The sequence below is a fragment of the Hymenobacter defluvii genome (assembly GCF_017589435.1).
Lineage (GTDB): Bacteria > Bacteroidota > Bacteroidia > Cytophagales > Hymenobacteraceae > Hymenobacter > Hymenobacter profundi.
On the sequence record NZ_JAGETX010000008.1, the window covers coordinates 62,026 to 88,268 of the forward strand.

25 protein-coding genes are annotated in these 26,243 nt (G+C 58.4%); 11 read left to right on the top strand and 14 right to left on the bottom strand.

The annotated features are described in order from the left end of the window. Positions 1–39: 39 nt before the first annotated feature. From J4D97_RS14580 to J4D97_RS14595, 4 genes are all read right to left on the bottom strand, one after another. A complete protein-coding gene (locus J4D97_RS14580) occupies positions 40–1,287 on the bottom strand; it encodes a serine hydrolase (protein ID WP_208308181.1) in 1,248 nt (415 codons plus the stop codon). 87 nt (positions 1,288–1,374) lie between these two features. Continuing rightward, a complete protein-coding gene (locus J4D97_RS14585) occupies positions 1,375–1,626 on the bottom strand; it encodes a hypothetical protein (RefSeq protein ID WP_185280813.1) in 252 nt (83 codons plus the stop codon). Between the two features lie 12 nt (positions 1,627–1,638). Continuing rightward, the gene (locus J4D97_RS14590) at positions 1,639–2,019 is read right to left on the bottom strand and encodes a hypothetical protein (RefSeq protein WP_185280814.1); all 381 of its coding nucleotides are present in this window, start codon (positions 2,017–2,019) and stop codon (positions 1,639–1,641) included. A gap of 31 nt (positions 2,020–2,050) precedes the next feature. Further along, positions 2,051–2,359, bottom strand: a complete 309-nt coding sequence (locus J4D97_RS14595) for a hypothetical protein (protein WP_185280815.1) — start codon at positions 2,357–2,359, stop codon at positions 2,051–2,053. Between the two features lie 159 nt (positions 2,360–2,518). On the opposite strand from J4D97_RS14595, the gene J4D97_RS14600 reads away from it, so the two are divergent. The 3 genes from J4D97_RS14600 to J4D97_RS14610 all read left to right on the top strand — a co-directional run bounded on the left by J4D97_RS14600 (position 2,519) and on the right by J4D97_RS14610 (position 5,552). After that, positions 2,519–3,613, top strand: coding sequence for a hypothetical protein (locus tag J4D97_RS14600; protein ID WP_208308182.1), 1,095 nt, complete (start codon positions 2,519–2,521; stop codon positions 3,611–3,613). 9 nt (positions 3,614–3,622) lie between these two features. Then, the gene (locus J4D97_RS14605) at positions 3,623–4,474 is read left to right on the top strand and encodes a rhomboid family intramembrane serine protease (protein ID WP_208308183.1); all 852 of its coding nucleotides are present in this window, start codon (positions 3,623–3,625) and stop codon (positions 4,472–4,474) included. 112 nt (positions 4,475–4,586) lie between these two features. After that, positions 4,587–5,552 (top strand): T9SS type A sorting domain-containing protein, encoded by a 966-nt coding sequence (locus tag J4D97_RS14610; protein ID WP_208308184.1) that lies wholly within the window; start codon positions 4,587–4,589, stop codon positions 5,550–5,552. 159 nt (positions 5,553–5,711) lie between these two features. On the opposite strand, the gene J4D97_RS14615 is transcribed toward J4D97_RS14610, so the two are convergent. Beyond that, a complete protein-coding gene (locus J4D97_RS14615; RefSeq protein WP_208308185.1) occupies positions 5,712–6,575 on the bottom strand; it encodes an aldo/keto reductase in 864 nt (287 codons plus the stop codon). Positions 6,576–6,783: 208 nt separating this feature from the next. On the opposite strand from J4D97_RS14615, the gene J4D97_RS14620 reads away from it, so the two are divergent. Further along, on the top strand, positions 6,784–8,997 hold the full coding sequence (locus J4D97_RS14620) for a xanthine dehydrogenase family protein molybdopterin-binding subunit (protein ID WP_208308186.1): 2,214 nt from the start codon (positions 6,784–6,786) through the stop codon (positions 8,995–8,997). Positions 8,998–9,166: 169 nt separating this feature from the next. Here J4D97_RS14620 and J4D97_RS14625 read toward each other — a convergent pair whose 3' ends face one another. Further along, positions 9,167–9,487: a DUF2809 domain-containing protein gene (locus tag J4D97_RS14625; RefSeq protein WP_347879348.1), complete on the bottom strand. Its 321-nt coding sequence runs from the start codon at positions 9,485–9,487 to the stop codon at positions 9,167–9,169. Between the two features lie 152 nt (positions 9,488–9,639). On the opposite strand from J4D97_RS14625, the gene J4D97_RS14630 reads away from it, so the two are divergent. Then, complete coding sequence (locus tag J4D97_RS14630; RefSeq protein ID WP_208308188.1) at positions 9,640–10,458, top strand: oxygenase MpaB family protein; 819 nt, start codon at positions 9,640–9,642, stop codon at positions 10,456–10,458. 52 nt (positions 10,459–10,510) lie between these two features. Here J4D97_RS14630 and J4D97_RS14635 read toward each other — a convergent pair whose 3' ends face one another. Beyond that, the gene (locus J4D97_RS14635; RefSeq protein WP_243900328.1) at positions 10,511–12,946 is read right to left on the bottom strand and encodes a glycoside hydrolase family 31 protein; all 2,436 of its coding nucleotides are present in this window, start codon (positions 12,944–12,946) and stop codon (positions 10,511–10,513) included. Positions 12,947–13,145: 199 nt separating this feature from the next. Between J4D97_RS14635 and J4D97_RS14640 the strand changes: the two genes are divergently transcribed. After that, on the top strand, positions 13,146–14,069 hold the full coding sequence (locus tag J4D97_RS14640; RefSeq protein WP_208308189.1) for a glycosyltransferase: 924 nt from the start codon (positions 13,146–13,148) through the stop codon (positions 14,067–14,069). A 73-nt stretch (positions 14,070–14,142) separates the two neighbouring features. Here the strand turns inward: J4D97_RS14640 and J4D97_RS14645 are convergent, their stop codons facing one another. Further along, the gene (locus J4D97_RS14645) at positions 14,143–14,541 is read right to left on the bottom strand and encodes a hypothetical protein (RefSeq protein WP_208308190.1); all 399 of its coding nucleotides are present in this window, start codon (positions 14,539–14,541) and stop codon (positions 14,143–14,145) included. Positions 14,542–14,842: 301 nt separating this feature from the next. Here J4D97_RS14645 and J4D97_RS14650 point away from each other — a divergent pair, with 301 nt between their 5' ends. Then, entirely contained in the window at positions 14,843–16,444 is a 1,602-nt protein-coding gene (locus tag J4D97_RS14650; protein ID WP_347879349.1) for a family 43 glycosylhydrolase, read from the top strand. A 49-nt stretch (positions 16,445–16,493) separates the two neighbouring features. Further along, on the top strand, positions 16,494–16,946 hold the full coding sequence (locus tag J4D97_RS14655) for a YdeI/OmpD-associated family protein (protein WP_208308191.1): 453 nt from the start codon (positions 16,494–16,496) through the stop codon (positions 16,944–16,946). A 166-nt stretch (positions 16,947–17,112) separates the two neighbouring features. On the opposite strand, the gene J4D97_RS14660 is transcribed toward J4D97_RS14655, so the two are convergent. Both J4D97_RS14660 and J4D97_RS14665 read right to left on the bottom strand, forming a co-directional pair. Next, positions 17,113–19,170 (bottom strand): alpha amylase C-terminal domain-containing protein, encoded by a 2,058-nt coding sequence (locus tag J4D97_RS14660; RefSeq protein WP_208308192.1) that lies wholly within the window; start codon positions 19,168–19,170, stop codon positions 17,113–17,115. 73 nt (positions 19,171–19,243) lie between these two features. Beyond that, a complete protein-coding gene (locus J4D97_RS14665; RefSeq protein WP_208308193.1) occupies positions 19,244–19,672 on the bottom strand; it encodes a hypothetical protein in 429 nt (142 codons plus the stop codon). Positions 19,673–19,815: 143 nt separating this feature from the next. Between J4D97_RS14665 and ggt the strand changes: the two genes are divergently transcribed. Together ggt and J4D97_RS14675 are read left to right on the top strand one after the other, a co-directional pair. Beyond that, positions 19,816–21,561: a gamma-glutamyltransferase gene (gene ggt / locus J4D97_RS14670; protein ID WP_243900329.1), complete on the top strand. Its 1,746-nt coding sequence runs from the start codon at positions 19,816–19,818 to the stop codon at positions 21,559–21,561. 36 nt (positions 21,562–21,597) lie between these two features. Next, complete coding sequence (locus J4D97_RS14675) at positions 21,598–22,071, top strand: hypothetical protein (protein ID WP_208308194.1); 474 nt, start codon at positions 21,598–21,600, stop codon at positions 22,069–22,071. 82 nt (positions 22,072–22,153) lie between these two features. On the opposite strand, the gene J4D97_RS14680 is transcribed toward J4D97_RS14675, so the two are convergent. The 4 genes from J4D97_RS14680 to J4D97_RS14695 all read right to left on the bottom strand — a co-directional run bounded on the left by J4D97_RS14680 (position 22,154) and on the right by J4D97_RS14695 (position 25,601). Beyond that, positions 22,154–22,720 (bottom strand): hypothetical protein, encoded by a 567-nt coding sequence (locus J4D97_RS14680; RefSeq protein ID WP_208308195.1) that lies wholly within the window; start codon positions 22,718–22,720, stop codon positions 22,154–22,156. 78 nt (positions 22,721–22,798) lie between these two features. Further along, complete coding sequence (locus tag J4D97_RS14685; protein ID WP_208308196.1) at positions 22,799–23,329, bottom strand: hypothetical protein; 531 nt, start codon at positions 23,327–23,329, stop codon at positions 22,799–22,801. A gap of 59 nt (positions 23,330–23,388) precedes the next feature. Continuing rightward, positions 23,389–24,984, bottom strand: a complete 1,596-nt coding sequence (locus tag J4D97_RS14690; RefSeq protein WP_208308197.1) for a hypothetical protein — start codon at positions 24,982–24,984, stop codon at positions 23,389–23,391. A 281-nt stretch (positions 24,985–25,265) separates the two neighbouring features. Beyond that, on the bottom strand, positions 25,266–25,601 hold the full coding sequence (locus tag J4D97_RS14695; RefSeq protein WP_185280830.1) for a hypothetical protein: 336 nt from the start codon (positions 25,599–25,601) through the stop codon (positions 25,266–25,268). 158 nt (positions 25,602–25,759) lie between these two features. Here J4D97_RS14695 and J4D97_RS14700 point away from each other — a divergent pair, with 158 nt between their 5' ends. Further along, a complete protein-coding gene (locus tag J4D97_RS14700; protein ID WP_208308198.1) occupies positions 25,760–26,200 on the top strand; it encodes a hypothetical protein in 441 nt (146 codons plus the stop codon). Positions 26,201–26,243: the final 43 nt, after the last annotated feature.

The following is a 26,243-nucleotide window of genomic DNA, read 5'->3' on the forward strand; positions in this document are numbered from 1 at the left end:
ACCGTAGGAAGGGCTTTCGTAAGGAAAGCGACGGCGCAGCTACGGGCGTGCTGTTTGCTTCCGCCGTACTTCCCACTCGTATACTGCCCTACCCAGGTCGCGCAGAAAAGGAAAGCCGATGGTATCGTAGTCGTAGTGGTCGTCGTTGAGCACGCCGTCGGCGTTGACGTAGATGACGGCGCTGAGCAGGAATTCCACGCCGTGCGCTTCGTCGGTGATGTAGGCGTTGTCGATCAGAAAGCCGTATGCCTGTCCTATTTTGTTGTAGATGCGCACGCCTGCCGGCAGCGCAGCGGGTGGGTCACCGGCCAGCAGAAATTTCGCGTAGTTGTCGGGGTAAACCAGAGAGTCGTAGGTAGGATACCGACTCTGCCGGGGCAGCAGCGACAGGTAGCGCCGCAGAAATTGGTAGTCGGCGGCGCGCAGCCCATTGAAGCGCTGGCGGCGGGGCACGGCCTCCGGAAACAGCAAGGCACGCAGCACCTGCTGCTGCTCGCGCAGGGGAAAAAAGTTTTTGTTGGTGAAGTTGAAGGGCTGGTTGATGCGCTGGTTGCCGTTCTGCCAGGCGTGGCCTACATGCAGGCGCGTGGCTCGCAACGGGGGCAACGCCCCCGAATGGTAGGCAGCAGGTTGGCGGTACAGCACCTGGAGCTGAGTGCTGTCGGTGAAAAACGTGAATGGGTTGGTATGCCGCGAGCCGGGCTCCTGGTCGCCCACCGCCAGCCGGCTAATGATGCGCGTATGGCGCAACCCGTGGTTGCGCAAGGCTCGGATTACCTCTCCCTGCCCTACGAATTCATACAACCGATTGTATGCCTCGTTATCACTCACCAACAGCACCTTACGCATGTAATTACCCAGGGTAGGTTGGCCGTTACGGGCGCTGCTGTCGGCTACTACCCGCGTTTGCCCCGCAAAAGCAGAATCAATCTGTAAGGGCGATTCGCGGGTGAGCGGACGGGCGAGATGCCTTTCCTGTATGTGGTTGATACCGTTGATTTTCTCCAGTGCCACAGCTACCACCGGCAGCTTCACGGTGCTGGCCGGGTAAAAGTATTCCCGCGGCCGCACGCGGTAGCCGTAGCTGCGGAAGTGCGGCCGTCCACGTGCATCGCGCCGAATCTGGGTGTAGAGCACCTGCACCCGGTAGGCGGCCGGGTTGCGCAGTATGCGGCCAAACCGCACCGTATCGGCCCGCAATAGGTGGCGCAGGGGGTTACCGGGCTGCGCAAAGGCTACCCTACCCGTCAGCAGCGTACAAAACAAGTATAAAAAAACAGCGCGCATCGAGCCGGAAGATACACTTCCGCGCTGGATGCGCGCTGTTTTGTAGAGCTATCTATTCGAGCGTATGCGCTCGAACGACACTCAGTTTCAGCCTTCTTTGCCGTTGGTTTGGCTGCTGTCGCCGTAGTCGCCGCGGATACCGCTGCCGTCGCCCATGTTTTCCTGGGTGCTTTCGGTTGCCGCTTCGGGGCTATTTTTGGCGAGTTCAGAGGAGTTCATGTTTTGTTGGGCACCGTCGCCGGAACCGTCCGCAATAGTCGCATCAGCGTTTTTGGCGTTTGAAGAATCGATGCGGCCTTTTTCTTCGTCTTGTTCGGAAGGAATGGATGGAGTATTCATAGGGAGAGTGAGTTAGCTGTTGTTTTCGTCGTCGATGGTGCCACCGTCGTTGGCGGGGCTAGGGGCGGCATTGCCAGTACCGTAGTCCGACTTGTAGTCAGTGGTGTTCTGGGTTTGATCAGCTTCTTCAGCATCAGAGCCGCCACCTTGGTTTTTTTGGTCAGCGCTGAGTTGAGCACCGGCGCCACTGCTGCCTTTGGCACCGCTGGTATCGGCATGTTGGTCGCCGCCACGGTTACCACCGTGGTTGCCGCTGCTATCCGAAGCCGGCGAAGTCTGGGGCGCGTTGCCCTGCTGTTGCGAGCCTACGCCACGCTCGTTTTCTGGGCGCTCGGCACGGGTGCCATCGTTGGGCTTCTGATTATCGGGCTGGTTATTTTGGTTGTCGCTCATGGGGTGGAAAGGGTGACAGAATGAGTGGGAATTACAGGTTGACTTGCCCGATACCGGTGCCGGCGCTGCCGGAAGCGGAGCCGCTGCTAGTGGTGCTGCCGCCTACATCGCCTTCGTCGGCGTTGCCGGGTTTGTCGTACTCGGTGCTGGTGGCTACCTTTTTACCAGTGATTTCGTGGCCACCTTCGGTGCCGCCGCTGCCGGAGTTGTCGTCGCCGTTGTTGCCGGTGAGGGCCTCGCTGCTGTTACCGGCCGCCATGCGGCTATCGGGCTGAAATTCGCGGGCGCGGAGGGCGTCTTCGGTTTCTTCGTCGAGCGGGGGCGTGGGATGCTGAGCCATAAGGGTAGGAAAGTCTGAGTGGAAAGAAGTGCAGGCGGCCGCAGCTGCCTACCCTTGGCTATACGGGTGGCAGGCCGGGCGGTTGAGGCATGGTTTTTCTTGCGCGTTTTCCAGACCTTGCTTTTCTTCTAGCCTTTTACGTTTCGCTATTCTGGTTTTATGTCTACCGGCTCCGATTCCTTTACCGAGAAAACCGACGACGCTCTGCGCTTTCTCGCCAGCCATCCTGCCCTTTACCATCCCGATATTGTGCGTACGGCCCAGCAAGAATTGCGGCGACGCGGCCTGACCTTGCCAGAAATATCCCAGGGTGCTACCCCGGCGTCGCTTTTGGAGTACGCCCCGGAACCGGAGCGCTCAAACTCGGCTCGCGGGCTGCTACTTGGTGGCGCACTAGTAGCGGTTGTGCTGCTTGGCGCGTGGGCGCTACAGTCTACCGATGCCGATGCCGCCGACCCTACTCTTTCGACGGAGCGCCCTATATCGCTGCCCGCCAGCGTGGTAGAGCAGCCAGCTACCAACGACGATATGATGCCTAACTTCGAGTCGCTGGCGCAGGAGCGGGTGCGGGAAGCCGCCACCACGGTGCCCGCCGCCGAGTGGCGCGACTCCATCGCCCGCAACAACTACCAACAGATGGTAGCGCGCTATTGGACGGCCGAGTACCAAACGGCCTGGCTGCTCACCCGCACCAGTCAGCGCCCTACCCCCGATCCTACCCTGCTGGGTAAGATCAATCTGATTCAGGAGCAGTGGGGCCGCCTGACGCACGCAGCTGAGTACGACTTGAAGCTTCGGCCCGTAATGCAGCAACGGCTGGAAGCCATGCTGCTGGGGCACAAGCGCCGCAATGCAGTCCTTGGTTTGCTGACGTATGGTTTCAATGGGGGCGATTCTCTCATCACCCGCGAAATTCAGCAAGGCGATACCGCCGCCTACGCCGTGCGCTACCAAGTGCTGGCCTCTCGCCTCCCCAAACAACTGCCCCTACTGCCACTGCGCTCCTCCCCCGATGTAGTGCGCAGCCAGACCGTGCCTACGCGCTATCCCAACACCAACCCGCTTTATCTGTTACACAACAGGCCACTCGCCAGCGACCCACTCTCCGACGGGCTACCCGCGCCGGTAGCCGAGCTGTCGTCCGCGGAGATTGACTCGGTGCTGGTGTTACGGCCGCGGGTAGCCACGCAGGCTTACGGTCCCCGCGCCCACGATGGCGCGGTGCTCATTTTCACCCACGCTCCTCACCCTTAGCGCTTTCTTATGTCTGATACGCCGCCTGCTGATTCTCCTACCCCGCTGGCGGCGACTTCCGAGGCGGAGCTGTTTTACCTGGCCCAGCACCCCGAGCGCTACCCCGCCGCCCTGGTGCACGCCGCCACCCAGGAGCTGCAACGCCGTGGCCTGGTACCAACCGAAACGCCAACATCGGCGCGGCGCCGCCCATCCCTACCCCCTGCCTTACCCGAAGCGCCGGTAGCGCTGCGGCTGCTACGGGCCGTATTCTGGCCCACGCGCAGCCACTGGGCCACGCCAGCACTGCTGGATTTAAACTTGCTGGTCTTTCTGCTGATGGTGCTAGCTGGTGTGTCGATGGTGCACCCGGGCGGGGCGGCGCTGGTGGCCTGGGGTAGCAATTACTCGCCGCTCACGCTGCCGGGCCAGCCGTGGCGGCTGCTCACCAGTTGTTTCGTACACAGCGGCCCCGGCCACTTGCTGCTTAATGCCAGCTCGTTGCTGCTGCTGGGCACGTTGGCAGAGCCGCTGCTGGGCGGCCGTCGGCTGTTGCTGGCCTATCTGGTATGCGGGGTAGGCGGCAGCCTGGGTAGCCTGGCGTGGCACACGGGCGGCGTCAATTCGGTGGGGGCGTCGGGGTCGATATTTGGGCTGTATGGGGTGCAGTTGGCGCTGCTGCTCACGCAGGCGTTGCCGCTGGAGCGCCGCGAGCGACTCACCATGCTGTTCTTTCTGCTCTATTTTCTGGTGAGTAGCGTGGCCGGCAGCACCGACGCCCACATCGACCACGCGGCCCACGCGGGTGGTTTGCTAACGGGATTGTTGCTGGGTGGGCTATACGCCGTGGGATTCTCGCGTCAGCGCCAACAGAAGACGTAATTCGTTCATTTGCAGCAATTAAACACTATATATTACTTTTCTATATAGTATGTTTAGCTATATTTGACGAACTATCTTTCTGTTTACTCACTCCCTACCCCAACACCTTTTTATGAAAACATTCCTACCCTTCTTGCCGCTTGCGCTCGGCCTTACCCTTGGGCAGGCATCGGCACAAACCATCCCCAACGGCAACCTCGACACCTGGGCCACGCGCAACACCGTGGAAGCGCCCACCAACTGGCTGAATACCGACGATGCTGTTGCGGCCTCGCCCCTTGGGGCCCTCATATCCGTTAAAACCGGTACTGTCACGAAAAGCACCGATTTCCAGCAGGGTACTTTTGCGGCCAGACTAGAGTCGAAGACGGTGAACGTTCCTGTGCTAGGTAACATCGTCGCGCCGGGCATACTGGCTCTCGGCAACAAACTCAACGCCAATTCTATGTATCCGGGCGGCCTGCCCTTCACGAGCCGGCCGGCCAACATGCAATTCTACTACAAGCTCGCGGGCACCAACATTGCTGGCGACAAACCCACCGCCCGCGTGCAACTCACCCGCACCGTAAGTGGTCGGCAAGAGCCTATTGCTGCTGGCGAACTGACGTTTACAACCACCGCCGACAACTACACGCTGGCTACGGTGCCGCTGGTGTACACTTCATCTGCTGCGCCCGACTCCATTCACATTGGCTTTGCATCGGGCAGTAACGTTTCCATCACGACCGTTCCTCCCACCTCGTCGCTCACGGCGGGCACTACCTTACTCATCGACAACATAGCTATGGTAGGCGTGGCCACCTCCAACCGCACGGCCCTAGACACGCGCAGCCTGAACGTGTACCCCAACCCCAGCGCCAGCGGTGTGTTTGCGCTGCAAGCTGATGAGCCGGCGCTCCGGGCTGCGCCTTATTCGGTGCTGGATATAACCGGCCGTGTGGTACGTACGGCCGCCGCGGGCGCCCCCACCGCCGCCCCGCGCACCATTGACCTGCGTGGGCAAGCCGCCGGCCTCTACACGCTCCGCCTCGACACCTCCGACGGCCGCACGGTGGTGCAGAAGCTGGTGGTGGAGTAGTGGTAAAATTGTGAAGTTGTGAAATGGTGAGTTGAAAAACCCACCTGTCATCCTGAACGCAGTGAAGGACCTTCTCACGCTAGAACGATTGTCGAAACAACGACTTGTTCTAGCGTGAGAAGGTCCTTCACTGCGTTCAGGATGACAGGTAAGTTCGTTTTACTCAGCCGTGCCTAGCTTATTCAATTCCTGCATATCTGCTTCCGACAGCTTGATGTCGGCGGCTTTCACGTTTTCTTCCAGGTGATTCACTTTGGAGGTGCCCGGAATTAGGAGGATGTTGGGGGCGCGGTGTAGCAGCCAGCTTAGGGCCACTTGTTGTGGGGTAGCGTCATACTGCTTGCCGATGCCGGTGAGCTTATCCATCACCTCTATGTTGCCACCGTTGAGTGGGTACCACGGAATGAAGGCAATGTTCTGCTCCTGGCAGTACTCCAACTCCTTCTCCCACTTGCGGTTGTCGACACTGTACATGTTTTGTACCGATACGATCTTGACCGCATTCTGGGCCTGCTTGATCTGCTCTACCGTCACCTCCGAGAGGCCAATGTGCTTGATCAAGCCGTCTTCCTGGGCTTTTTTCAGGAAGGCCAGCGTGTCTTCAAACGGTACTTCTGGGTCGATGCGGTGCAGCTGATATAGCTCAATCTGCTCCAGGCGCAGGCGTTTCAGGCTGCCTTCCAGCGCCTCGCGCAGGTGGTCGGGGTGGGCATTCACGGGCCATTGGTTGGGGCCGGTGCGCAGCAGGCCGCCCTTGGTGGCAATCACCAGGTCGGCGGGGTAGGGATATAGAGCCTCGGCAATTAGTTCCTCCGATACGTTGGGGCCGTAGCTGTCGGCTGTGTCAATGAAGTTGATGCCCAACTCCACAGTCTTTTTCAGAACACGAATGGCTTCATCGTGGTCCTGGGGTGGTCCCCAAATGCCTTCGCCCGTGATGCGCATGGCGCCGTAGCCCATGCGGTTAATGGTTTTGTCGCCGGCCAGCGAGAAGGTAGCCGGGGAAGTGGTGTCGTTTGCCATGAGAAAGGTAGTAGGTGGAAAGGATGGAACGTGTGCCCGCCGCAGAGCGGGGTAGTCTGATAACAGGAGAAGGTGCTAATGGTTGAAATAGAGCGGGAAAGCCCGAAATCCTGTTCAACGTGCTGAGTGCCCTGCCGTACACAGGGCAACGGTGCCCACCTTCGGCAGAAGTAGCTGCGGCTAGTAATCGGGCACTTGTCTGTTGAATATGGAAGCGCAACTTTCCCCCACCTACCTGGGCCTACCCCACCGCCGCGTGGACGCCCGCCTGAAAGTAACCGGAGCCGCCCGCTACGCCGCCGAGCATATAGTGCCCGATTGCCTGCACGGCGTGCTGGTCACCAGCGCCATTGCCAAGGGTCGCATTCAGGAAATCGATACCCGGCAAGCGGCTCGGGTACCGGGCGTGCGGGCCATCATGACGCACCAGAACGCGCCCACCGTGCCGGGCTACCTCAGCAAAGAGCACAATCACAACCCGCGGGTGGAAGGCCAGGAGGTACGGGTGTTTTACAATGACCAGATTCAGTTCAGCAATCAGCCCGTGGCCCTGGTCATGGCCGATACGCTGGAACAGGCACAGTGCGCCGCCGCACTGGTGCGCGTGACTTACGCCGCCGAACCTGCCGAAACTGACCTGACGGAGCACCTACCCCACGGCATCACGCCTGAGCAGGAACCCGACTATACCCGCGGCCAACGCCACGCCTACCGCACCGCGCCCGTGCAGGTGGAGCAGACGTACCAAACGCCCATTCAGGTGCACAACCCCATGGAAACGCACGCGGCCATTGCCGTGTGGCGGGGCGATGAGCTGACTGTGTACAACAAAACCCAGGGCGCCAAGCTGGCGCAGAAGGATCTGATGCGCATGTTTCAGCTGCCCATCGAGAAAGTGCATGTACACTCGCCGTTTGTATGCGGGGCGTTTGGAGGGTCGTCGCGGATCTGGCCGCATGAGGTAGCCGCCATTCTGGGTGCCCGATTGATTGATCGTCCGGTGAAGGTGATGCTGGCCCGGAACCAGGAGTTCAACATGGTAGGCTACCGGCCACAGTCGGTACAGAAGGTAGGGCTGGGCGCCCTACCCGACGGCACGCTGGTAGGCATCACCCACGAAGGTCACGGCATGACGTCACGCTACGAGACGTTTGCCGAGCGCATGGTACACCCCACCAAAGCCGCCTACCGCTGCCCCAACCTGGACGCCACCTACCGAGTGGTGCCGCTGGATATGAGCACGCCCTGCTGGACCCGCGGCCCCGGCGAAACCAGCGGCTCCTTCGCCCTGGAATCGGCCATGGACGAGCTGGCCTACAAGTTGGGCATGGACCCGCTGGCCCTGCGCCTGCACAACTTCGCCGAAACCGACCCCGAAAAAGACAAGCCGTGGTCGAGCAATGGCCTGCGCGCTTGCTACCAGCAGGGTGCCGAGCGGTTTGGATGGGAGCAGCGCAACCCGCAGCCGCGTAGCATGCGCCAAGGCGAATGGCTGGTGGGCTGGGGCATGAGCATGGGCATCTACCACGCTTCGCGGGCGGCTGCATCGGCCCACGCCCGCCTTAGCGCCGATGGCTCTTTGCTGGTGCAAAGCGGCACCGCCGACGTAGGCCCCGGCACGGCTACCATCATGACGCAGATTGCCGCCGAAGCCCTGGGCCTGGCCCCGGAGCACATTCGGTTTGAGCTGGGCGACGCGGCTTTTCCCAATGCGCCGGGGCAGTTTGGCTCGCTCACGGCGGTGTCGGTGGGCTCGGCGGTGCATGAGGTGTGCATGGCCCTGAAGCTACAGTTACAAGGGTTACTCATGCAACTTCCCGACCCTACCTTCCAACAGCTTACGCCGGCTGAGTTGGTCTTTGCGGAGGGTTGCATCCGCCATGTGCATGATCCGACCGTTCGTATTTCCTACCCTGAGTTGTTGCAGCGAAGCCATTTGCCAGCCATTGAGGCTACTTTGGAATCGAAGCCCAAGCAGCCGACCCACTCCGACAAGTTCTTCGCGGCGCATTTTGTGGAGGTGCATGTGCACCCACACACCGGCGAAGTGCGGGTAGTGCGGGTGGTGTCGGCGCTGGATACGGGGCGGGTGCTCAACCACCGCACGGCCCTCAGTCAGGCCTACGGTGCCGTGGTGTGGGGCATTGGGCTAGCGCTGCTGGAAGAGGCTGTGCTCGACCACCGATTAGGCCGTTTTGTGAACCATAACCTGGCCGAGTACCACGTGCCCACCAACGCCGACATCCCGGATATCGACGTTATCCTGCTCAACCAACCCGACCCCTACCTGACGCCTACCGGCGCCAAAGGCATGGGCGAAATTGGCTTGGTAGGCTTTACCGCCGCCATAGCCAATGCCGTATTTCACGCAACCGGCACGCGCGTGCGGGAGTTGCCCATCACGGCTGATAAGCTGCTGTGATGGTGCGGATGGCGCGGGGTTGTGCCCCGTGCCGACTATGGGCAGACCTCTGGCCTGCTGTCGTCCGCGCCGTTGGGATTAGCTTAGTAAATTGTTCTGACGGGCAGGCCAGAGGCCTGCGCATAGTCGGCACGGGGCACAGCCCCGCGCCATCCACTACCTGTTTTGTTTAGCTTTTGGCAGATAACAATTCTCTTCTTTCCAACAGGTAGCCTACCAATATACCCACACTATAACACACCAAATCGCTCCACAAGAAGCTATGGCCTAGCACCAGACTGCCCAGCGTAGTAGCCCGAACAGCGTTTAACCAAGGTGCCTGATAGAGCTGACTGATTTCGATGCCGAATGCAAACCCTAACGCTACGGCAGCCACTCGCTCACTGGGCCAGTTAGGCCGGAGTAGTCCTACCAGCCAGAAAACCAGTAGCGCCCATAGCGTGTCGCCCGCGTAGGCCGCTATCCAGGTTGGTAGCGAGGAAGAAAACACGCGGGAACTTAACCCGAGCACAAGGGTAAAAAATAGGATCAACAGATAAATCGGCCAACGGCGGGCAGCTTTCATAACCACTACGTAGTGAGGTTCTCACAAATGCAACTTAACTTTGCATTACAAAGTACTTTAAATATCAGAAATACGCTATGGATTATTTTGTTGCGCCGGATTCCATTGTGCGCCGCATCTGGGGAAAAGGCGACACGATTCTGTTCATTTTTGCCGGGGCAGCAGCCGAGTTTGCGCTCAACAAGGCCGTAGATTGGCTGTACTTCACTGGCCGCCTACCCTCCGACCCGCTGGGCCGACTGTTTTCGACGGTGGAGTACGCCCGCAAGATTGTATTCGCGGAACGCCACGCCGCCGAGCGGGCCATCGACACCATTGCTGCCATCCACGGAGCGGTGGAGCAAAACCGGGGCATGGCCATTCCCGACTGGGCCTACCGCGACGTGCTCTTCATGCTGATTCATTACTCCATCCGGGCCTTTGAGGTGCTAGAGCGGCCACTAACGGAAACAGAAAAGGACGAGGTAGTGGCTGTGTTCTGCCGCGTGGGGCGTCGTATGGGCATCCCAGAGCTTCCGTATACCTATGCCTCCTGGCTCCCTACCCGCGAGTATCACCTAGCCAACGACTTGGCCCATAGCGCTTACACTACCGACCTGTACCGTCAATACCGCAAGCACCTCGGGACTTTTCGGTACCAATTGGTACTGGCTGGCCAACGCCTGGTAGTGCCGCCCCATGTGCGCACGCTACTATCGCTACCCAACGCGGCTTGGCTACGCATCTCCCTACCCGCTTACCGTCTGGCCCAACGGGTAGCGCTGGGGCGCTGGCTTCGGTCGTTGCTGCTGCCGGCCGCCTACCAAGCACAAATTCTGGCGCTTGATGCCGCACCTGTGGCCACCACGTTGTCGTTCCGACCGGCATCACACGCAACAAGGCCCGCCATCGGTTGATAGCGGGCCTTGCGATATAGATGACGCTTGCCGGTCCGGCAGATGCTAGGCGTTACTCCGCCGCCAGCTTCACCACGATTTCGCCGAAGCTGGCATCCACTATCACACTGGGTAGGGTAACGTTGGTTTCAGTTGCGTAGTCGTTCGCATCTAACATATTACCATCAGCCTCTACCTGCACGGCTGCCGTGGGCAGGCCGTGGAATACTACCTGGTAGGTAGTATAGCTGGGCTGGTAAGGGCCTTCGATGGCTTGCGTGAGCAGCAGGCCCTGTGCCGAGCCAGCTACTGTGAAGCGGCGCACGGTTTGCTGGCCGGCTTCCTGGTAGGCGTAGCCCTCGCCGCCATCGTCGTAGTGTACGCTTTCGGCAGTGCCGTTTTTGAAGTACACATGCAACGTCAGTTGCTCGATGGGCGCTTGGCCCACGTACTGCAATACGGGCGCCAACGGCACCACGGCACCGGCTTTCACAAACAGCGGAATCCGGTCGAGGTTTGCTACGGCCCACACTTCGGCGCCGCCAGCTTTTACTTCGTCGGTCCACCAGTAGTACCAGTCGCCGGTGGGGAGGTACATCCAGCGGCCGTCTACGCCGGGCGTGGTGATGGGGCACACCAGCAGGTTGTCGCCGAGGGCAAACTCGGCCATGCGCAGGTAGGTGTTGGTGTCATTCTGATCGAGGAATACCAACGGGCGTAACATGGGTGTGCCCTCCTGCACGTACTGCCAGAAGGCAGTATACATGTAAGGCAGCAAGCGGTAGCGCAATGAAATAAAGTGACGTGCCAGGTCCGTCACCTGGTCGCCGAAGCTCCAGGGCTCCTGGTCGCCGTGGTCGCCGGAACTGTGCGTGCGGAAGAACGGGTGGAAGGCCGCCAGCGCAATCCAGCGGGCGTACAACTCACCGTCGGGCGTATCAATAAAGCCGCCTACATCACTCCCAATAAACGAAAACCCGCTGATGCTCAGGCGCTGGCACTGAATATTAGCCAGCCACAGGTGCTCCCAGGAGGCAAGGTTGTCGCCGGTCCAGCCGGAGGAGTAGCGCTGCCCGCCAGAATAGGTGGAGCGCGTGATGGTGAAGGGCCGGTTGGGGTAGGCAAAGCGCTTCACGCCGGCGTTGGTGGCGCGGGCCATCTGCATGCCATACACGTTGTGCGCCTTGCGGTGCGAACCTGCGTGACCGTCGTAATCAAAGCGCACGTCGGCGGGGAAAGTGCCGGTTTCGAACACGGCCGGCTCGTTCATGTCGTTCCACACGCCCTTCACCCCAATGTCCTGAATCAGCCCTTTAAACAGGCCGGCCCACCACTCGCGCACAGCGGGGCGCGTGTAGTCTGGGAAGTTGCAGAGGCCAGGCCACACCGAGCCTTTCATCAGCGGCCCATCGGCGCGGCGGCAGAAGTAGTCCTTCTCCAGCGCCTCGGTGTACACCTCGTACTCCGGGTCGATTTTGATGCCAGGGTCGATGATAACCACGGTTTTGAAACCGTCCTCAGCCAGCTCCCGCACCATCTTAGCGGGCTCGGGGAAGTGGGTAGGCGACCAAGTGAAGCACCGGTAGCCATCCATGTAGTCAATATCGAGGTAGAGGGCGTCGCAGGGAATCTGCCGTTCCCGGAAGCCCTGCGCGATGTCGCGGAACTTCTGCTCGGGGAAGTAGCTCCATTTGCACTGGTGGTAGCCCAGCGCCCACAGCGGGGGCAGCTCGGGCGGCCCCGTGAGGCGCGTATACTCTTGGCTGACTTCCAAAAGGGTAGGTCCGTAGATGAAGTAGTAGTTCATCTCACCGCCATCGGCCCAGAAACTGGTTACATCGGCCCGCTCAGCGGCAAAGTCGAAGTAGCTCTTAAAAGTGTTGTCGAAGAAAATGCCGTGGGCGATTTTCTGTTGCAGCTCCAAGTAAAACGGAATGTTCTTGTAGAGCGGGTCGGAGCCCTTCACGTAGCCGTAGGTGTCGGTGCCCCAGTTGGTGAAGCGCGAGCCGCGCAGGTTCATGTTGGCGGGCTTGTCGCCGAGGCCGTAGTAGCACACGCCGCTTTGCACCTGCTTGCTCATGAGCACTAGGTCGTTGCCGGTGTCGTCGTTGTACTGCCAGTGAAATCCCTTATCGTCCTCGCAGAGCACCGTGCCGGAGCGGTCCAGGATGCGGGTGTGCAGGTTTTCTTTGCCTAGCACGCAAATCAGGCGGGCCGTGGTGATGCGGTAGTGGTCGGACTTCTCGCGGAACTCCAGCAGCTCGGGCGCCGTGCGAGCTTGGTCGGGTGGCAGGGCGTAGCTGAAATCGGGCGCAAACTGGCCGTCGGTGGCGTAGCGAAAGCGCAGAATTTTGTCATTAATAACGTGCAAGCGCAACCGTACGCCGTTGTCGCAGGTAAACAAAAAATCACTGCCTTGTTGCTCGCACGCTACTACCTGTCCCGGACGAAATTCCTGGCGCGCGCGTGCCGCCAGGTCGTTTACCATGTAATTATTTTCCTGAAACATAAAGGCCGTTGCGGGGTCGGGAGAAGAGAATCAAAAAAAAGCGTGGCAAAGCTGGTGCCATCTGCATAAGTTCGCAAGGTAAAACTGATTCCCCCGAATTTTATCTAACATTAGGCCAGGCCTGCCTAAAAGCAGGTCGATGGTCACCTGTACTGGCTTTATCTACCCTAGTGCCGGTCTAATCCGGTTTCTGCTGCTTATGAAAATGAACAATCTGAAGGTATTGCTGCTGGGCTGGGACAACGCCTATCCGACCGGAGATGTGGCTACTCCCGACACCCTGGAGCTGGCGCGGGCACTGGCCCCCTACACGCAATTGGCGGTGCTGCTGCCGCATTTGCCGGCCAGCGACACAGAATTGCCCGCCGAGGCACACGTCACCGGCATTGGCAACCTGACGTTGGCCGAGCTCAACGCCGCCGATGCCTACCTACCTTCTGAGCAGCTTACCCCGGTGGCCTACCCTAGCTTTCCATACGTGGGTGCCGAGCATTCTATTGATGAAGTAGCGCAGCCCTTTGCGCCCGCCACCGATTCGGCCCTTACCGACTCTGCATCGGCTTTGCTGGATGCCGATGCATTTGCCGCTACCGGTGGTGAGCCCGACGCCGCCGAAGCCAACGATTTGGATCAGGGAAAGGAAGATGTGGAAACAGCGCCCACTTCTGCGCCAGCATCTGCTGAGCGCTCGGCTCCCTCCGAGGCACTGGCCGTGCTGAGCGCCCACGCCGGCGACGGTGGTGACCTGAACTTTCGGGTGATTCAGTACGCCCGCTTTGCTACCCGTCTGGCGTTGCAGGAACAGTTTGCCGTGACCTATGCCGCCGACTGGCCCGCCTGGCTGGCTGGTTTGGAAATCCGGCAGCTCACGGGCCACCCGCTGGTGCTGCACGTGCACACGCTGGCCGCCGACCGCGACACCCCCCTCGATCGGGGCTGGATTATGGAGCTGGAGCGCCTGGCCCTGCGCCGCGCCGACTTGGTGCTGGCTGCTACTGCCGAGCTGCGGGAGCGTCTTATCACCAAGTACGGCCTCCCTACCCAGCGCGTACACCTCCAACCCGATAGCCTGACCGAAGGCCTACGCCAAGTATTGGAAGATGTGGTTCTAGCAACCGTATAACTTGTTTCTCTCCGCGCAAAAAGCCTGGCTGACATGCATCAGCCGGGCTTTTTGTGTATAGATAAGGTGTGTTTCACCGGATATTTTCCAGCCAGCGACAGGCCGCCACAGTATCATCAAAGGTATCGGCCAGGGGTTGAGACACATACTGCATGGCTTCGTTGATGGCAGCCTGGGCCGGCCAGTCTTCCGCCTTTACCCAAGCCACGGCCAGTACACCATGGTTAGCGAGCTCCTGAAAAAACGACTCTCCTACCCAACGGGTCACTTCATTCCAACCGTCTAGCACCTGGCTGCTGTCGTTCAGAATTTTTTGCGATTTGGTCAGCTCTATGTGCCGTAGAATAAGGATACAGCCCGTAATGACTGCCGTGAAGTCATATTCGCCGCGCCAAGATATGTAGAGCCAGTGGTGCAAATCATCGTGCGCAATTGTAAAATTAGGGGTTTCGAATAAGGGTTGTAATTCCATGGTGCACAGTCATAATATATACAATTCTTAATACGCCTTGCAGGGTCTGATGTTGCTTTCAATCTCATTAATTCACTTAGTATAACCTTTTTGCTATCTGCGTTTTAAGTAATGAAGATACCCAGCAGATCCACACTGGCCTTACTGCTGGTATAGGCTTTGCTATTACTAGCAGGGTAGACGCTATTGCCTGTGCGTACTACCTGCTCAACCCCTCCCTGAGCAGTCCTGATGCGGTTGGACTTTTTGAAGTTACCGGTTGCAGTCAGGTATATGGCTTCCACCCTAGCCTCCTCTCATCGTGTCTTTTGCTTTCGAAAATGAAGCCCGTTCGTTGGCTCTGCCATCCGATTATTCGGCGGAGTGCCGGGGGCAGGTGCCTACCGACTCTACCCCTACCCTCAGCGTAGCGCCACCCGTGGCCACCGAGCCGCGCACCACCTACGCCAACGTAGTACTCCCCGGCGACTTCCCGGACCCAACCGTTACTAAAATCGGGGACATGTACTGGGCCAGCGCTACCTCGGCCGAGTGGGGTCCTGTTTTTCCCTTATTCAAATCGACCAACTTAGTGGACTGGGAGTTGGTCAGCCACGTGTTTGCTGATAAGCCAGAGTGGGCCGAAGCCAGTTTCTGGGCACCCGAAATCAGCTACGAAGACGGTAAGACCTATATCTGCTATACTGCCCGCCAAAAGGGTGGCCCGCTGTGCGTAGCCATGGCCTCGGCCGACGACCCCGCCGGCCCCTACCTCGACCATGGCCCGCTGGTGGGCCAGGCACAGGGTTCTATCGACGGCTTTCCGATTCGGGATGAAAACGGCGAGTTGTACTTGGTGTGGAAGGAAGACGGCAACGCTTACGGCAACCCTACCCCCCTGTGGGCACAGCGCCTGAATGAGGAGCGCACGGCCCTGATGGGCGACGCGCCGGTGGAGCTGTTTCGCAACGATATGCCTTGGGAAGGCAACCTGGTAGAAGGCTCGGCCTTTGCCCAACACGATGGGTATTTTTATATGTTCTACGCCGGCAACGGCTGCTGCGGCAGCGGCTGCACCTACGCCACCGGCGTGGCGCGTGCCCGCCAGCTGCTGGGGCCGTGGGAGAAATGCCCGCAGAACCCTATTCTGAAGAAAAACAAGGTATGGAGCTGCCCCGGCCACGGCACCGTGGCCGAGTACGATGGTCGCTGGTTTCTGCTGCACCACGCCTACCATGCCAGCAGCCACGAGTTTGTGGGCCGGCAGGGCATTCTCAGCGAGTTCAGCTGGAATGCCGAAGGCTGGCCAGAGTTTGAGGGCAACAGCCCCCAAGCCGCTCCGCTACAAAACGTAAGCCGCCTAAATCTGACCGACACGTTTGCTGGCAACCACCTAGCCGAAAGCTGGCAATGGCCCATTGGCAAGAAGCCCGTGGTGGGCATCGGCGACGGGCAATTGCTGCTGCAAGCCTGCCCCGATGAGTTGGGCGCCCTAGTGGCCCAACGCACCTACGCGGCTACCTACAAGGCTACTACGGCTCTCAATGCGGCTGTGCTACCCATCGGTACGTTTGCCGGCCTTACGGCAGTAGGCGACCCGCACAATGCCCTGGCCTTGATGGCTAGTAACGACAAACTACAGCTCTGGCACGTTAAAAATGGCGTTTCGCAGTGCCTGACGGAAGTAGCTGTGGAGCCAAACCGCAACCTAGGGCTGCGCGTGGAGGCGTGGGGAGGACAGCGCTACCGCTTCTCCTACAGCCTGAATGGCGTGACCTGGGAGCCGATGCCTCTGGACAGCTTCGCTATCAACGGTACCTACCTGCCACCGTGGGACCGGGGCATCCGGGTAGGGCTGCTGGCGCAGGGACCTACCGATGTGACGGTGGCGTTCGATCATTTCACAATTCGTAATCAGCGCTAAGGAAAACGGGGGGCCGACTGGATTCAGTCGGCCCCCCGTATCTTTGTCCATGACTTCTTCCCTGGAACAATCCTTTGACGCCGCCCTGGAACTGCACGACACCGACGGCGGCGTATACTTGCTATTACCCTTTAGCGTGGCCGAGGTGTATGGCGCCAAAGGCCCATTTGCCATCATCGGCACCATCGACGGCTTCCCGATTCGCCTGTCGCTGACGCCCGCCGATGCTGGTCAGCATGAGTTGTGCGTACCCAAGGAAGTGCGCAGAGCCATCGACAAAAACTGGCCCGAAATCGTACACGTAGTACTCCGCCCCGACACGGAGGAAACCCTGGAACTTCCCAAACCCTTAGCTCAGGCACTCCGCAGCACGGGCCTGCAAGCGCAGTTCAACGAGCTGCCCTACCCCGAACGCAAGGAGCTAAGTCAGTGGGTAGGCCGGGCCAAATCGGCAGACGCCCGCCGCCAGCGCATCCAGGAAATCCTGGATCGGTTTGATTAAGGGTATGGGTGTGAGGATAGTAATAGAACGCCTGTCATCCTGAGCACAGCGAAGGACCTTATGTCCGCAGAACGAGTCGTTGTTACATCGGTCGTTCACGCGTGATAAGGTCCTTCGCTGTGCTCAGGATGACAGGCGTTCTATTACTACCCTCACATCCATACCTCTAATCCTCACGCTTGAAGACGAGCACGGCGCGGTTGATGGCGTAGATGCTGAGCTGCTGGCCGGTGCCTTCCTCATCGGGCTGGGTGAAGTAGACGCCGTCGTCGTTGATGCGGCTGAAGCCGTCGAAGCGAGCGTCGTCGGAGTTGAGTAGTAGGCGGTAGCGGCCGGGCTCGGGCACGTAGAAACGGTAGTCGGGCACGCTGTTGTTGATGTGGAAGTTGAACACGAATACCAATCCACCCCGCTCGAAGGCCAATACTTGGTTGGTGGTGTCGATGTTCAGCTCGCGGGCAGGACCGGCGGCTAGCAGGCGCTCGGTGCGGGCCAGCCCTACCATCGCCTCGTCGAAAGCTTGCAGGTATTGGAATTTCAGATCAGGATTATTAGCCAGCGACCATTGCCGGCGGGCGTAGTGGTGGCTCCAGTTGTTGCCGGCCCGCGGAAAATCGACCCACTCCGGGTGCCCAAACTCGTTGCCGATGAAGTTGAGGTAAGCCTCGCCACCCAAGGCTAGCGTAGTCATCCGAATGAGCTTATGCAGGGCCATGCCCCGCGCCACAACAGGATCAGGGTCGTCTTTCTGCATGTGGGTGTAGATAGCAGCATCCATCAGCCAGTGTGCCAGCGTTTTATCGCCTACTAGGGCTTGGTCGTGGCTTTCGGCATAAGCTACCGTTTTCTCGCCCAGACGACGGTTGGTGAGCGTGTACCAGAGGTCATGCAGATTCCAGTCCTCGTCGCGGGTGTGCTTGAGCAGCTTGATCCAGTAATCGGGAATGCCCATGGCCAGGCGGTAGTCGAACCCGATGCCACCCTCTGGAATGGGACGGCACAGGCCGGGCATGCCGCTCATGTCCTCGGCAATCAAAAGAGCGCTGCGCTTCTGCTCGCGCACCAGCGAGGCCGCCAGTTGCAGGTAGAGCACGGCATCATCGTCTACCTCTGGCCCGAAATACTGGCTGTAGTCACCAAAGCCTACCCCCTCGCCGTGATGGTGGTAGAGCATGCTGGTGACTCCATCGAATCGGAAACCGTCGAAGTGAAACTCCTCCAACCAATAGCGTAAGTTACTGAGCAAGAACTGCTGCACCTCGGGCTTGCCGTAGTCGAACAGGCGGGAGTCCCAGCCCGGATGCTCGCCCCGGCTGCCCTGGTGGAAGTACTGCCCACCGGAGCCATCGAAGTTCGCCAGGCCCTCGGCTTCGTTTTTCACGGCGTGGGAATGCACCACATCCAGCAGCACGGCAATGCCCCGGCGGTGCGCTTCGTTTACCAAATGCTTCAGCTCCTCGGGTGTACCAAACCGCGACGACACCCCAAAAAAGTTGGCCACATGATACCCAAACGAGCCGTAGTAGGGGTGCTCCATCACAGCCATCAGCTGAATGCAGTTATAGCCTAGCGCTTGCACACGAGGCAATACTGTATCAGCAAACTCTAGGTAGGTGCCAATGCGGCCTTCCTCGGTGGCCATGCCTACGTGGCATTCATAAATAAACGGCTCCCGCACGTAGTTCGACACCCGAAACTTTTGGTCAGTCCACTGGAAGGGCTGCTCGGGGCGCCATATTTGGGCAGCGAAATCCTTGGTTTCCTCGTCCTGCACGGCGCGGCGCAGGTAGGCGGGTAGTCGGTCTTTGGCCTCGCGCCAAGTGACCACGTGCACTTTATAGCGGCTGCCGTGGGTGAGCCGGTCGCGGTACTCGCGGTCGGGAAAGAACCGTTCCCACACACCATCTGGCCCTTTCTGTAGGGGTGTGGCCTGCCGGTCCCAGCCGTTGAAGTCGCCCACGAGGTAGAGCGCCTCGGCCGCGGGGGCCCACTCGCGGTACCAATACCCGCGGCGGCGGCCGTCGTAGTTGAGACCCAGGCGCTCGTGTGCCTGAGCAAACTTGCTCAGCGATTCGCACTGGGCCTCAATCTCGTGCAGGCGCTGGCGCAGGCGCTCCTGGCGAGCCAGCAGTACCGGCTCATAGGGCGTCAGCCAGGGGTCTTGCGCAACAATTGGCAGGGTAGGCGCAGCGGGCGTAGACTCGGTCGTTTCGGTGGTGGTCATGGCAGAAAGGGTTGAATAGCAAAGCTACGACTACCAACGAATTGCGGCGCGTACGGTTGGCCGCGTGCCTTTCTTACTCGCCTACTTGCTCCTTGGGAACCACTTGCCGAAGCAACCAGCTACACGCCGAAGCAAGGTCCGGGAACGTCACCACAAAGGGGCGGCCGCTGGAACGCAGCGCATTTTCACGCATCTGTTCGTCCATGGCTGACGTTGGGCTCACCCACACAAAATAGTACACCCCAGAGGCGTAGATGTCACGCATCCATTGCCAACCTACGTCCGTAATCCGAGCGGTACTGTGGGTGATGTTGGAATTATCGTTCAGGATTTTAGCGCAGCGCCTTTCCTGTGCCACTTCCAACATTAGCTGGCATGCAACGGCCGAAGACTCAGGGGTATGCTCGCCGTACCAATCGGCATACAGCCACTGGTTTGTTTGGTCATAACTTACTATTAGGCCCGGTACCTCCCGGATATATTCTAATTCATCAGAACACATATACCTATTCATTACTATGTAACTTATTTGACGCAATAAATATAGTTGGCAAACTATTTCTCTAGCAAGTTATCTGGTCGGCATTGCACCTTTTCCTACCTCCGTCAGTAGGACAACCTCTGGTCATCTCTTACCTTGCCTGCATGAAAATTCGTTTGCTCCCGTTGGCCCTGGCCGCGCTAACAGCTTGTTCTACCAGCCGTACTACCCCGTTTACTACGCCTACCGTGGCCATAGCGCCGCTGTCGTTGGCAGCTCGTCCGCCCGCTGTTTCGCCGGTTGTCACGGATAAAGCCATGGTGGTATCGGCACACCCGGAGGCCACGCGCATTGGGGTTGAGATTTTGCGGAAGGGAGGCAATGCCTACGATGCGGCTGTGGCCGTGCAGTTTGCCCTAGCTGTAGCCCTACCCGTGGCTGGCAACATTGGCGGCGGCGGCTTCCTGCTCTACCACGGAGCCGATGGCCAGGAAGGCGCCCTCGACTTCCGGGAAACCGCGCCGGCCGCCGCTACCCGCGACATGTATCTCGATGCGCAGGGCAACGTGGTGCCCAACCGCAGCACCTTGGGCCACCTGGCGGTAGGCGTGCCCGGCACGGTAGCTGGCATGGAGGCGCTGCACCAGAAGCTGGGCAAACTGCCCTGGCGCGAAGTAGTGCAGCCGGCTATCGATCTAGCCACCAACGGCCTGCGTCTGACTACTAAAGAAGCTGCTGGCCTCAACCGCACCCGCGCCGAGTTTGCGAAGTTCACGCCTAATGCGGCCTACATCAAAACCAGCGGTAATTGGGCTGAGGGAGACGTCGTCAAATACCCCGACCTAGCCCAGACGCTCACCCGCATCCGCGACCAGGGCCGCGCCGGTTTCTACCAAGGCCAGACCGCCGATTTGGTGGTGGCTGAAATGCAGCGCGGCAAGGGCCTAATCACCAAGCAAGACCTAGCCGATTATCAACCCAAGTGGCGCACGCCCCTGCACGGCCAGTACCGCGGCTACGACGTACTAACATTTCCGCCGCCCAGCAGCGGCGGTGTGGCGCTGCTCCAAATGCTGCAAATGCTACAGCCCTACGACTTGGGCCGTATGGGCTGGCACACGCCCCAAGAGGTGCACGTGGTAACAGAGGCCGAACGGCGCGTGTACGCCGACCGCGCCACCTACCTGGGCGACCCGGACTTCGGCCGCGTGCCCGTAACACAGCTTTTAGATTCCGCTTACAACCGGCAGCGCATGGCCACTACCCTACCCGTGCGGGCTACCCCCAGTGCCCAGGTGCAGGCCGGCGCGGGCCTACCCGGCTACGAGTCGGACCAGACTACGCACTACAATATTGTGGACGCCCAGGGCAACGCGGTATCCTGCACTACTACCCTCAATGGTGCCTATGGTAGCAAGGTGGTAGTAGCCGGTGCAGGCTTCATTCTGAACAACGAAATGGACGATTTCAGCAGCAAGGCCGGCACGCCCAACGCCTACGGCCTGGTGGGCGGCACGGCCAACGCCATTCAGCCCGGCAAGCGCATGTTGTCCAGCATGACGCCGGCCATTCTCACGCAGAACGGGCAGCTGAAGCTGGTGGTGGGTACCCCCGGTGGCAGCACTATCATTACCAGCGTGTTGCAAACTATTCTGAACGTGGTGGACTACGGTTTCAATCCGCAGCAGGCCGTGGCCGCGCCGCGCCTGCACCACCAGTGGCTCCCAGACCAGATAGATGTAGAGCAAGACGCCCTGATTCCGGCCGCGGCCGATACGCTCCGCGCCCACGGCTACAAACTGGCACCCCGCGCCGCTTGGGGCCGCGTGGAGGCCATTCGGGTGCTTCCCGACGGCCGCCTGGAAGGCGGTGCCGACCCGCGGGGCGATGATACGGCCGCGGGGTATTAGCCAAACTCTTTCATCTATCCTACTACCTGAAAAGCAATGAGTAAATGGATGTACCTGGGCTTCGGCCTCTGCTTGGCGGCGTGCAGCACAAATTCCAAAACCGCCACCGTACCAGCCGAAAACACCACCCCGCCGGCACCCGAAACGGCCTCTACCTCAGCTGTCATCGACGCCCGCGCCGATAGCACGGTTCAAGTTACGTTCCCGGCCAACGACAGCTCAGTGACCGTGTTGGGAGAGTTAAAAACGGTCAATCAGGAATTTATAGCCAGTATTCCGGTGCAGAGCAAACGCAAGCTTTCTGCCACGCTGCTGGCGCCAGACTCACTGCCGAATATCCGCTTCGCGCAGGTGATTCAGCCCGATGGAGAAGCAAATGGGCCATTTGGCACTACAGTTTCTGTTTCTACCCCGAAGGATGGAGTTTACAAGCTGCGCATCTCGCACAATCTGCGCACGGAAGCTGGCCTAACCAGAGAGTTCAAGCTGCGCGTGGTGTTGGGCCAGTAGAGCTAGTGGATAATTTCCACTAGTTGTTTTATCTATTCACACACCTCTGAACACTATAAGTTAACACGAAACAGTGTAGCCTTTAGGCGCCGGGTTCTACTGTCACGACTAAATCGTCGAAGTACACAGGTTGATTGCTTGCATAATTGCGCCACAGATAAAAACCGATGTTTGTGTAAGCATCAGCCGCCATAGGTATATCTAGCACTTTTGTTACGTGCACCCACTGATTGTATTTTCCCTGCACCTCCTTCACCATATTAAAACTGTCCCACAGTAACGGTTTGGTCTTCGGAATGGCGTCACCCACATGCGTAATCAGGCAGGCAGTAGCTTGCTCGCTCGGCACAAATACCCATCCACTGACCCTGATTTTCTTCACCCGTACGTCGTGCAAGGCACCAAGCGTGCTGTTGAAGCCAATGCTATATTCATTACTACCATCTACTTTGATGGAATACCAGCCTGAATGTGCTTTCTCCTCCGTCAATGTAAGAACAGGCGTTGCGCCCATCCATCCGGCTAGGGTTTCAAAATCATTGCTAACCAAGATATCCCCGGTAGGAGCTTTGTCTGCAGCAATACTACAAGCGGCTAATACACCTATCATTGCTAACACCCAGAACCGCAGAGAGGAAGAATGCGACATGTGTTTCGTAAAAACATTGATGCAAGGAACGCTCAATGTACCACATTGATGAGCCAGCTTGCCTTACCACAACGGCGGCTAATGGATTTCTATTAGCTTCCAGTCATCGGCAAACACCGGATTTTGAGCGGCGCAATGCCAGAGATAAATGACTATTTGGCTTTCTGATGAAAACTCAGGTGGCAGATCGATGTCGCGGCTGAGGTGAACCCAGCGTTTAAAAGGCCAATTGTCACCAATATAAATACGTGTTGTAAAGATAGGAGGAGTATTGGAAGTAGGCGAGTTCAGTGAAAACACTAGTTGTGCCTGGTCGCTGGACCTGGCCACCCACACCCAGGCACTGAGTCGTACCCGGTGAGGACGGGTCTTGAACGCTTTATTTAGAGTGAGACGGTAGGTAATGGAATACGGGTGCTCCTTATCTACCTTTACTGCATAACGTCCGGAGTGGGCCCGCTCCTTGGTAAGCGTTGGCGCAGGTTCTGTGAGCCAGCTACCCAGTTGTTCAAAGTCTTCGTCAAGTATTACGTACTCATGCACATCATCTTGGTGGGCAGGCCGTGATTTACAGGCCGTCATGGCTAGTACCAACCCAATACTAGCCATGAGGGTCCACCACAGCTGCGTTGGCCTCCTTTGCCGCTGCCAATAATTTTGTATCTGCTTCACCATGCTATCTTCTCTGGATGCCGGACCCGCAAGACAACCACAGGCTGTTCAATCACTGGTTCGAACGCCTCCAGAAGGGCCGTATGCTCCTGGGCTAGGAGGGCATAAGATTCGGTTTTCATAATTACATACTCTAAACCGAACGCCGACGCATATTCTACAATTGCCGCTAGCTTCGTATCGGGCAGGTAGGTAGCCATAATGCGGCCACGCCGATCAAAGAAGGTCAGCGCCATGTTAGGAGAATAGTCTCCAAGCACCAGCACGTGGGCTTCGTGGGGCACACCAGCACGTTTTAAGAGCGCCGCACCACCCCGCATCCAGCGGTGAGTATAGCCCACGCTAGCCGGTGGATGGTAGTCGCTCATGCGACCCGCTAGCTGACCAAAGCTGGTGTAGATAAAAGAGCCTGAGAGTAACAGCAGCCCGACAGTAATACCAATATGTATCCACTTCCTCTTGCGCAACGTGGTTGTGATGAGCAGTAAGGCCAGGATGAGGCATATGATCATGGGTGGCAGGAAGGAACAGATAATATAATAATCGTGTACCGCTAATTGGGCACCCATTAGCTGGTAGAACAGCGGAGCGATGGCAAGCGAAGCGAGCAGCAGCATGATCACCCGCGGAAACTGTTGCCAGCTTTTGTAAGCACCCGCGAGGCAAATCAGTACGCAGACAAATAGCACATCGTACTCGACGCGCGTAATGTACTCGTACCGCCACGTTTCCCTAAATACTCGCAGATACTCATGCCACGTTTCTACCCCATCGGGTGGCATGGGTTTAGCCAGAAATTGCTGCGATTGGTACTCGGCGTTTAAGTGTGCATTATGCACGTAAAACCCGGCAAGCAACGCTACCCCGAGCCCTAAAATACTCAGCAATTGAATCCGTTGGCGCTGGGTGAAGCGAGCAGGCTCGAAGAGAGCATATAGTACTGTAATACCTGCTACAGCCCCCAAATGCAGAGTACAGGTAGTTTTAATTAGTGATGCCAGAATAAGTATGGCAAAAGCCCTCAGTAAATCACGGAAGTTATCGGATGCGTCGAAGTACTGCAACCAGTAGTAAAAGGCAATGAACGTGAGGGAAAAACTAAATGGATCGGGCAGCGTGCTAAGTGCGTAGAACAGGTAGGTAGGCGCCGTGAGGAGGAAAGTTCCGGGCACTAAGCCAGCAACAAAGCTGCCGGTACGCTCAAAGACGATGCGAAACAGATACCAGAACCCCAGTAAAGCCATTAACCCATCAAGCAGGCGAAAGACAGTCAGAATATTCTGGCGTCCAAACACCAGCCCACCCAAGGATGCTATATAAGGCTGGATAGGAAACTCAACGCCAGTAATTCCTCCGATAGACTCAAAGGATGAAGTGCGAGGATGCCAGAAGTCAAATCCAAAATCGTAGAAATTTATTGCCAACGACAACCGATCCGTCTGGGGCCATACGTGCGCTCCCTCGGGCATCATCCCCAAGTAAGGCCAGTAAAGTAGCAGCCCGACAACCAAAAAGATCAGCGCCGCCGTAATGTGGTAAGGCCGCGAAATTTTTGTTAAATAACTCGTTATAACCGTTGTAAACGTAGACAAAGTAAGTTTTTATCTTAGCGTAAAACCTGCCAAAGGTAAATAATTATGTGCAAGCAGGATGGAGGCTGCTTCCCGGTTATCAGCACTTACTGGTTGTTGTAGATTAGCTACACACCTCTGTCGCATGATTACAGGTACGCTATGCTGAACTTATCCACTGAATTCAAAGGTGCTTACGATGCATGCAAACAGAAAACACCGACTGTCAGGTGAGCAAATGCTCTGGCTGACAGCCAGTGTTTGATGATGTTGAACACGAGCTTATCGTAATTTGCTCTTTCTTACAACCCGGTGCGGATTTGGCCGGCGGCGGAGGCCAGCTTCTGGTTGAGGTGGCGCAGGGCGTCGTACTCGAAGCCGTGGCCGTCGTAAGCAGCTTGGGCCGTGAGGTTGGAGAGGTTTTGCAGAGAATCAGCAATTTTGGTGATGTCGCTGCTGGTAGAGCCACCAATCATGCCGCGCAGGTGACGCATTTCGTCGACCATCGACGCGCTGATTTTGCCATCGAAACCTTGCAGGCGGTTGATCCACTGGTCGAGCAGACCGGTGGCGTCCACGCGGTGCAGATCGTTGTCCATGGCGGCAATGGTGTTTTCGATATCGGAGGTAACAGACATGAGCAGGGAAATTGAAGAAGGAAAAACGGTTTTTCTACGGGCGCTTTACGGTGGCTGTTGCCGGCCGCCCATTGAGCCGGCAAGATAGGAGCATTATCTTCGACCACCAATTCTGACCCGCCAGACAGCCTTTTCGGTGCTGGCCTACCTCCTACCATATGCGGCAGCACGTACGCGAGTGGTTGCGGCGCTACCTGCCGGCCGAGCTGGCCTCGGTGGCAGCCACGCTGCTGGGCGCGGCCCTGGCTTACGCCCTTACCCAACAGCGCCTCACAGCCGCTCTGGCTTCCACCTGGGCCGGCAACGTCGCCTATTTCGGGCTGATCCTGGCCCGCGACGTGCGCACCACCCAGCGCCGCTTGCAGGCCACCGGCCATACCTACACTACCTCGGATTTGCTACGCAACCTGCGGGCGCTGGTGATTGAGTTTGGTGTGGCCGAAGTGCTCGACAGCTTCCTGATTCGCCCTACCCTACTGTACTACGTGCCGCTGTGGGTAGGCAATTTTGCCGGAGGTGTATTGATGGCTAAGTTCGCGGCCGACGTCACGTTTTACGTGCCGGCCATTATCGGCTATGAGCTCAGTAAGAAAGGTTGATAGCTACTAGTTGTTGGCTGTTAGCTTCCCATCGAACAAAAAG

What these genes read in the sequence shown, in the direction of transcription:
- J4D97_RS14610 (WP_208308184.1), top strand. Translation starts at nt 4,587, where the DNA reads ATGAAAACATTCCTACCCTTCTTGCCGCTTGCGCTCGGCCTTACCCTT.
- J4D97_RS14675 (WP_208308194.1), top strand. Translation starts at nt 21,598, where the DNA reads ATGAGTAAATGGATGTACCTGGGCTTCGGCCTCTGCTTGGCGGCGTGC.
- J4D97_RS14645 (WP_208308190.1), bottom strand. Translation starts at nt 14,541, where the DNA reads ATGGAATTACAACCCTTATTCGAAACCCCTAATTTTACAATTGCGCAC.
- J4D97_RS14620 (WP_208308186.1), top strand. Translation starts at nt 6,784, where the DNA reads ATGGAAGCGCAACTTTCCCCCACCTACCTGGGCCTACCCCACCGCCGC.
- J4D97_RS14660 (WP_208308192.1), bottom strand. Translation starts at nt 19,170, where the DNA reads ATGACCACCACCGAAACGACCGAGTCTACGCCCGCTGCGCCTACCCTG.
- J4D97_RS14685 (WP_208308196.1), bottom strand. Translation starts at nt 23,329, where the DNA reads ATGGCTAGTATTGGGTTGGTACTAGCCATGACGGCCTGTAAATCACGG.
- J4D97_RS14700 (WP_208308198.1), top strand. Translation starts at nt 25,760, where the DNA reads ATGCGGCAGCACGTACGCGAGTGGTTGCGGCGCTACCTGCCGGCCGAG.
- J4D97_RS14640 (WP_208308189.1), top strand. Translation starts at nt 13,146, where the DNA reads ATGAAAATGAACAATCTGAAGGTATTGCTGCTGGGCTGGGACAACGCC.
- J4D97_RS14630 (WP_208308188.1), top strand. Translation starts at nt 9,640, where the DNA reads ATGGATTATTTTGTTGCGCCGGATTCCATTGTGCGCCGCATCTGGGGA.
- J4D97_RS14595 (WP_185280815.1), bottom strand. Translation starts at nt 2,359, where the DNA reads ATGGCTCAGCATCCCACGCCCCCGCTCGACGAAGAAACCGAAGACGCC.
- J4D97_RS14635 (WP_243900328.1), bottom strand. Translation starts at nt 12,946, where the DNA reads ATGTTTCAGGAAAATAATTACATGGTAAACGACCTGGCGGCACGCGCG.
- J4D97_RS14590 (WP_185280814.1), bottom strand. Translation starts at nt 2,019, where the DNA reads ATGAGCGACAACCAAAATAACCAGCCCGATAATCAGAAGCCCAACGAT.
- J4D97_RS14585 (WP_185280813.1), bottom strand. Translation starts at nt 1,626, where the DNA reads ATGAATACTCCATCCATTCCTTCCGAACAAGACGAAGAAAAAGGCCGC.
- J4D97_RS14695 (WP_185280830.1), bottom strand. Translation starts at nt 25,601, where the DNA reads ATGTCTGTTACCTCCGATATCGAAAACACCATTGCCGCCATGGACAAC.
- J4D97_RS14605 (WP_208308183.1), top strand. Translation starts at nt 3,623, where the DNA reads ATGTCTGATACGCCGCCTGCTGATTCTCCTACCCCGCTGGCGGCGACT.
- J4D97_RS14665 (WP_208308193.1), bottom strand. Translation starts at nt 19,672, where the DNA reads ATGTGTTCTGATGAATTAGAATATATCCGGGAGGTACCGGGCCTAATA.
- J4D97_RS14680 (WP_208308195.1), bottom strand. Translation starts at nt 22,720, where the DNA reads ATGTCGCATTCTTCCTCTCTGCGGTTCTGGGTGTTAGCAATGATAGGT.
- J4D97_RS14600 (WP_208308182.1), top strand. Translation starts at nt 2,519, where the DNA reads ATGTCTACCGGCTCCGATTCCTTTACCGAGAAAACCGACGACGCTCTG.
- J4D97_RS14655 (WP_208308191.1), top strand. Translation starts at nt 16,494, where the DNA reads ATGACTTCTTCCCTGGAACAATCCTTTGACGCCGCCCTGGAACTGCAC.
- ggt (WP_243900329.1), top strand. Translation starts at nt 19,816, where the DNA reads ATGAAAATTCGTTTGCTCCCGTTGGCCCTGGCCGCGCTAACAGCTTGT.
- J4D97_RS14615 (WP_208308185.1), bottom strand. Translation starts at nt 6,575, where the DNA reads ATGGCAAACGACACCACTTCCCCGGCTACCTTCTCGCTGGCCGGCGAC.
- J4D97_RS14580 (WP_208308181.1), bottom strand. Translation starts at nt 1,287, where the DNA reads ATGCGCGCTGTTTTTTTATACTTGTTTTGTACGCTGCTGACGGGTAGG.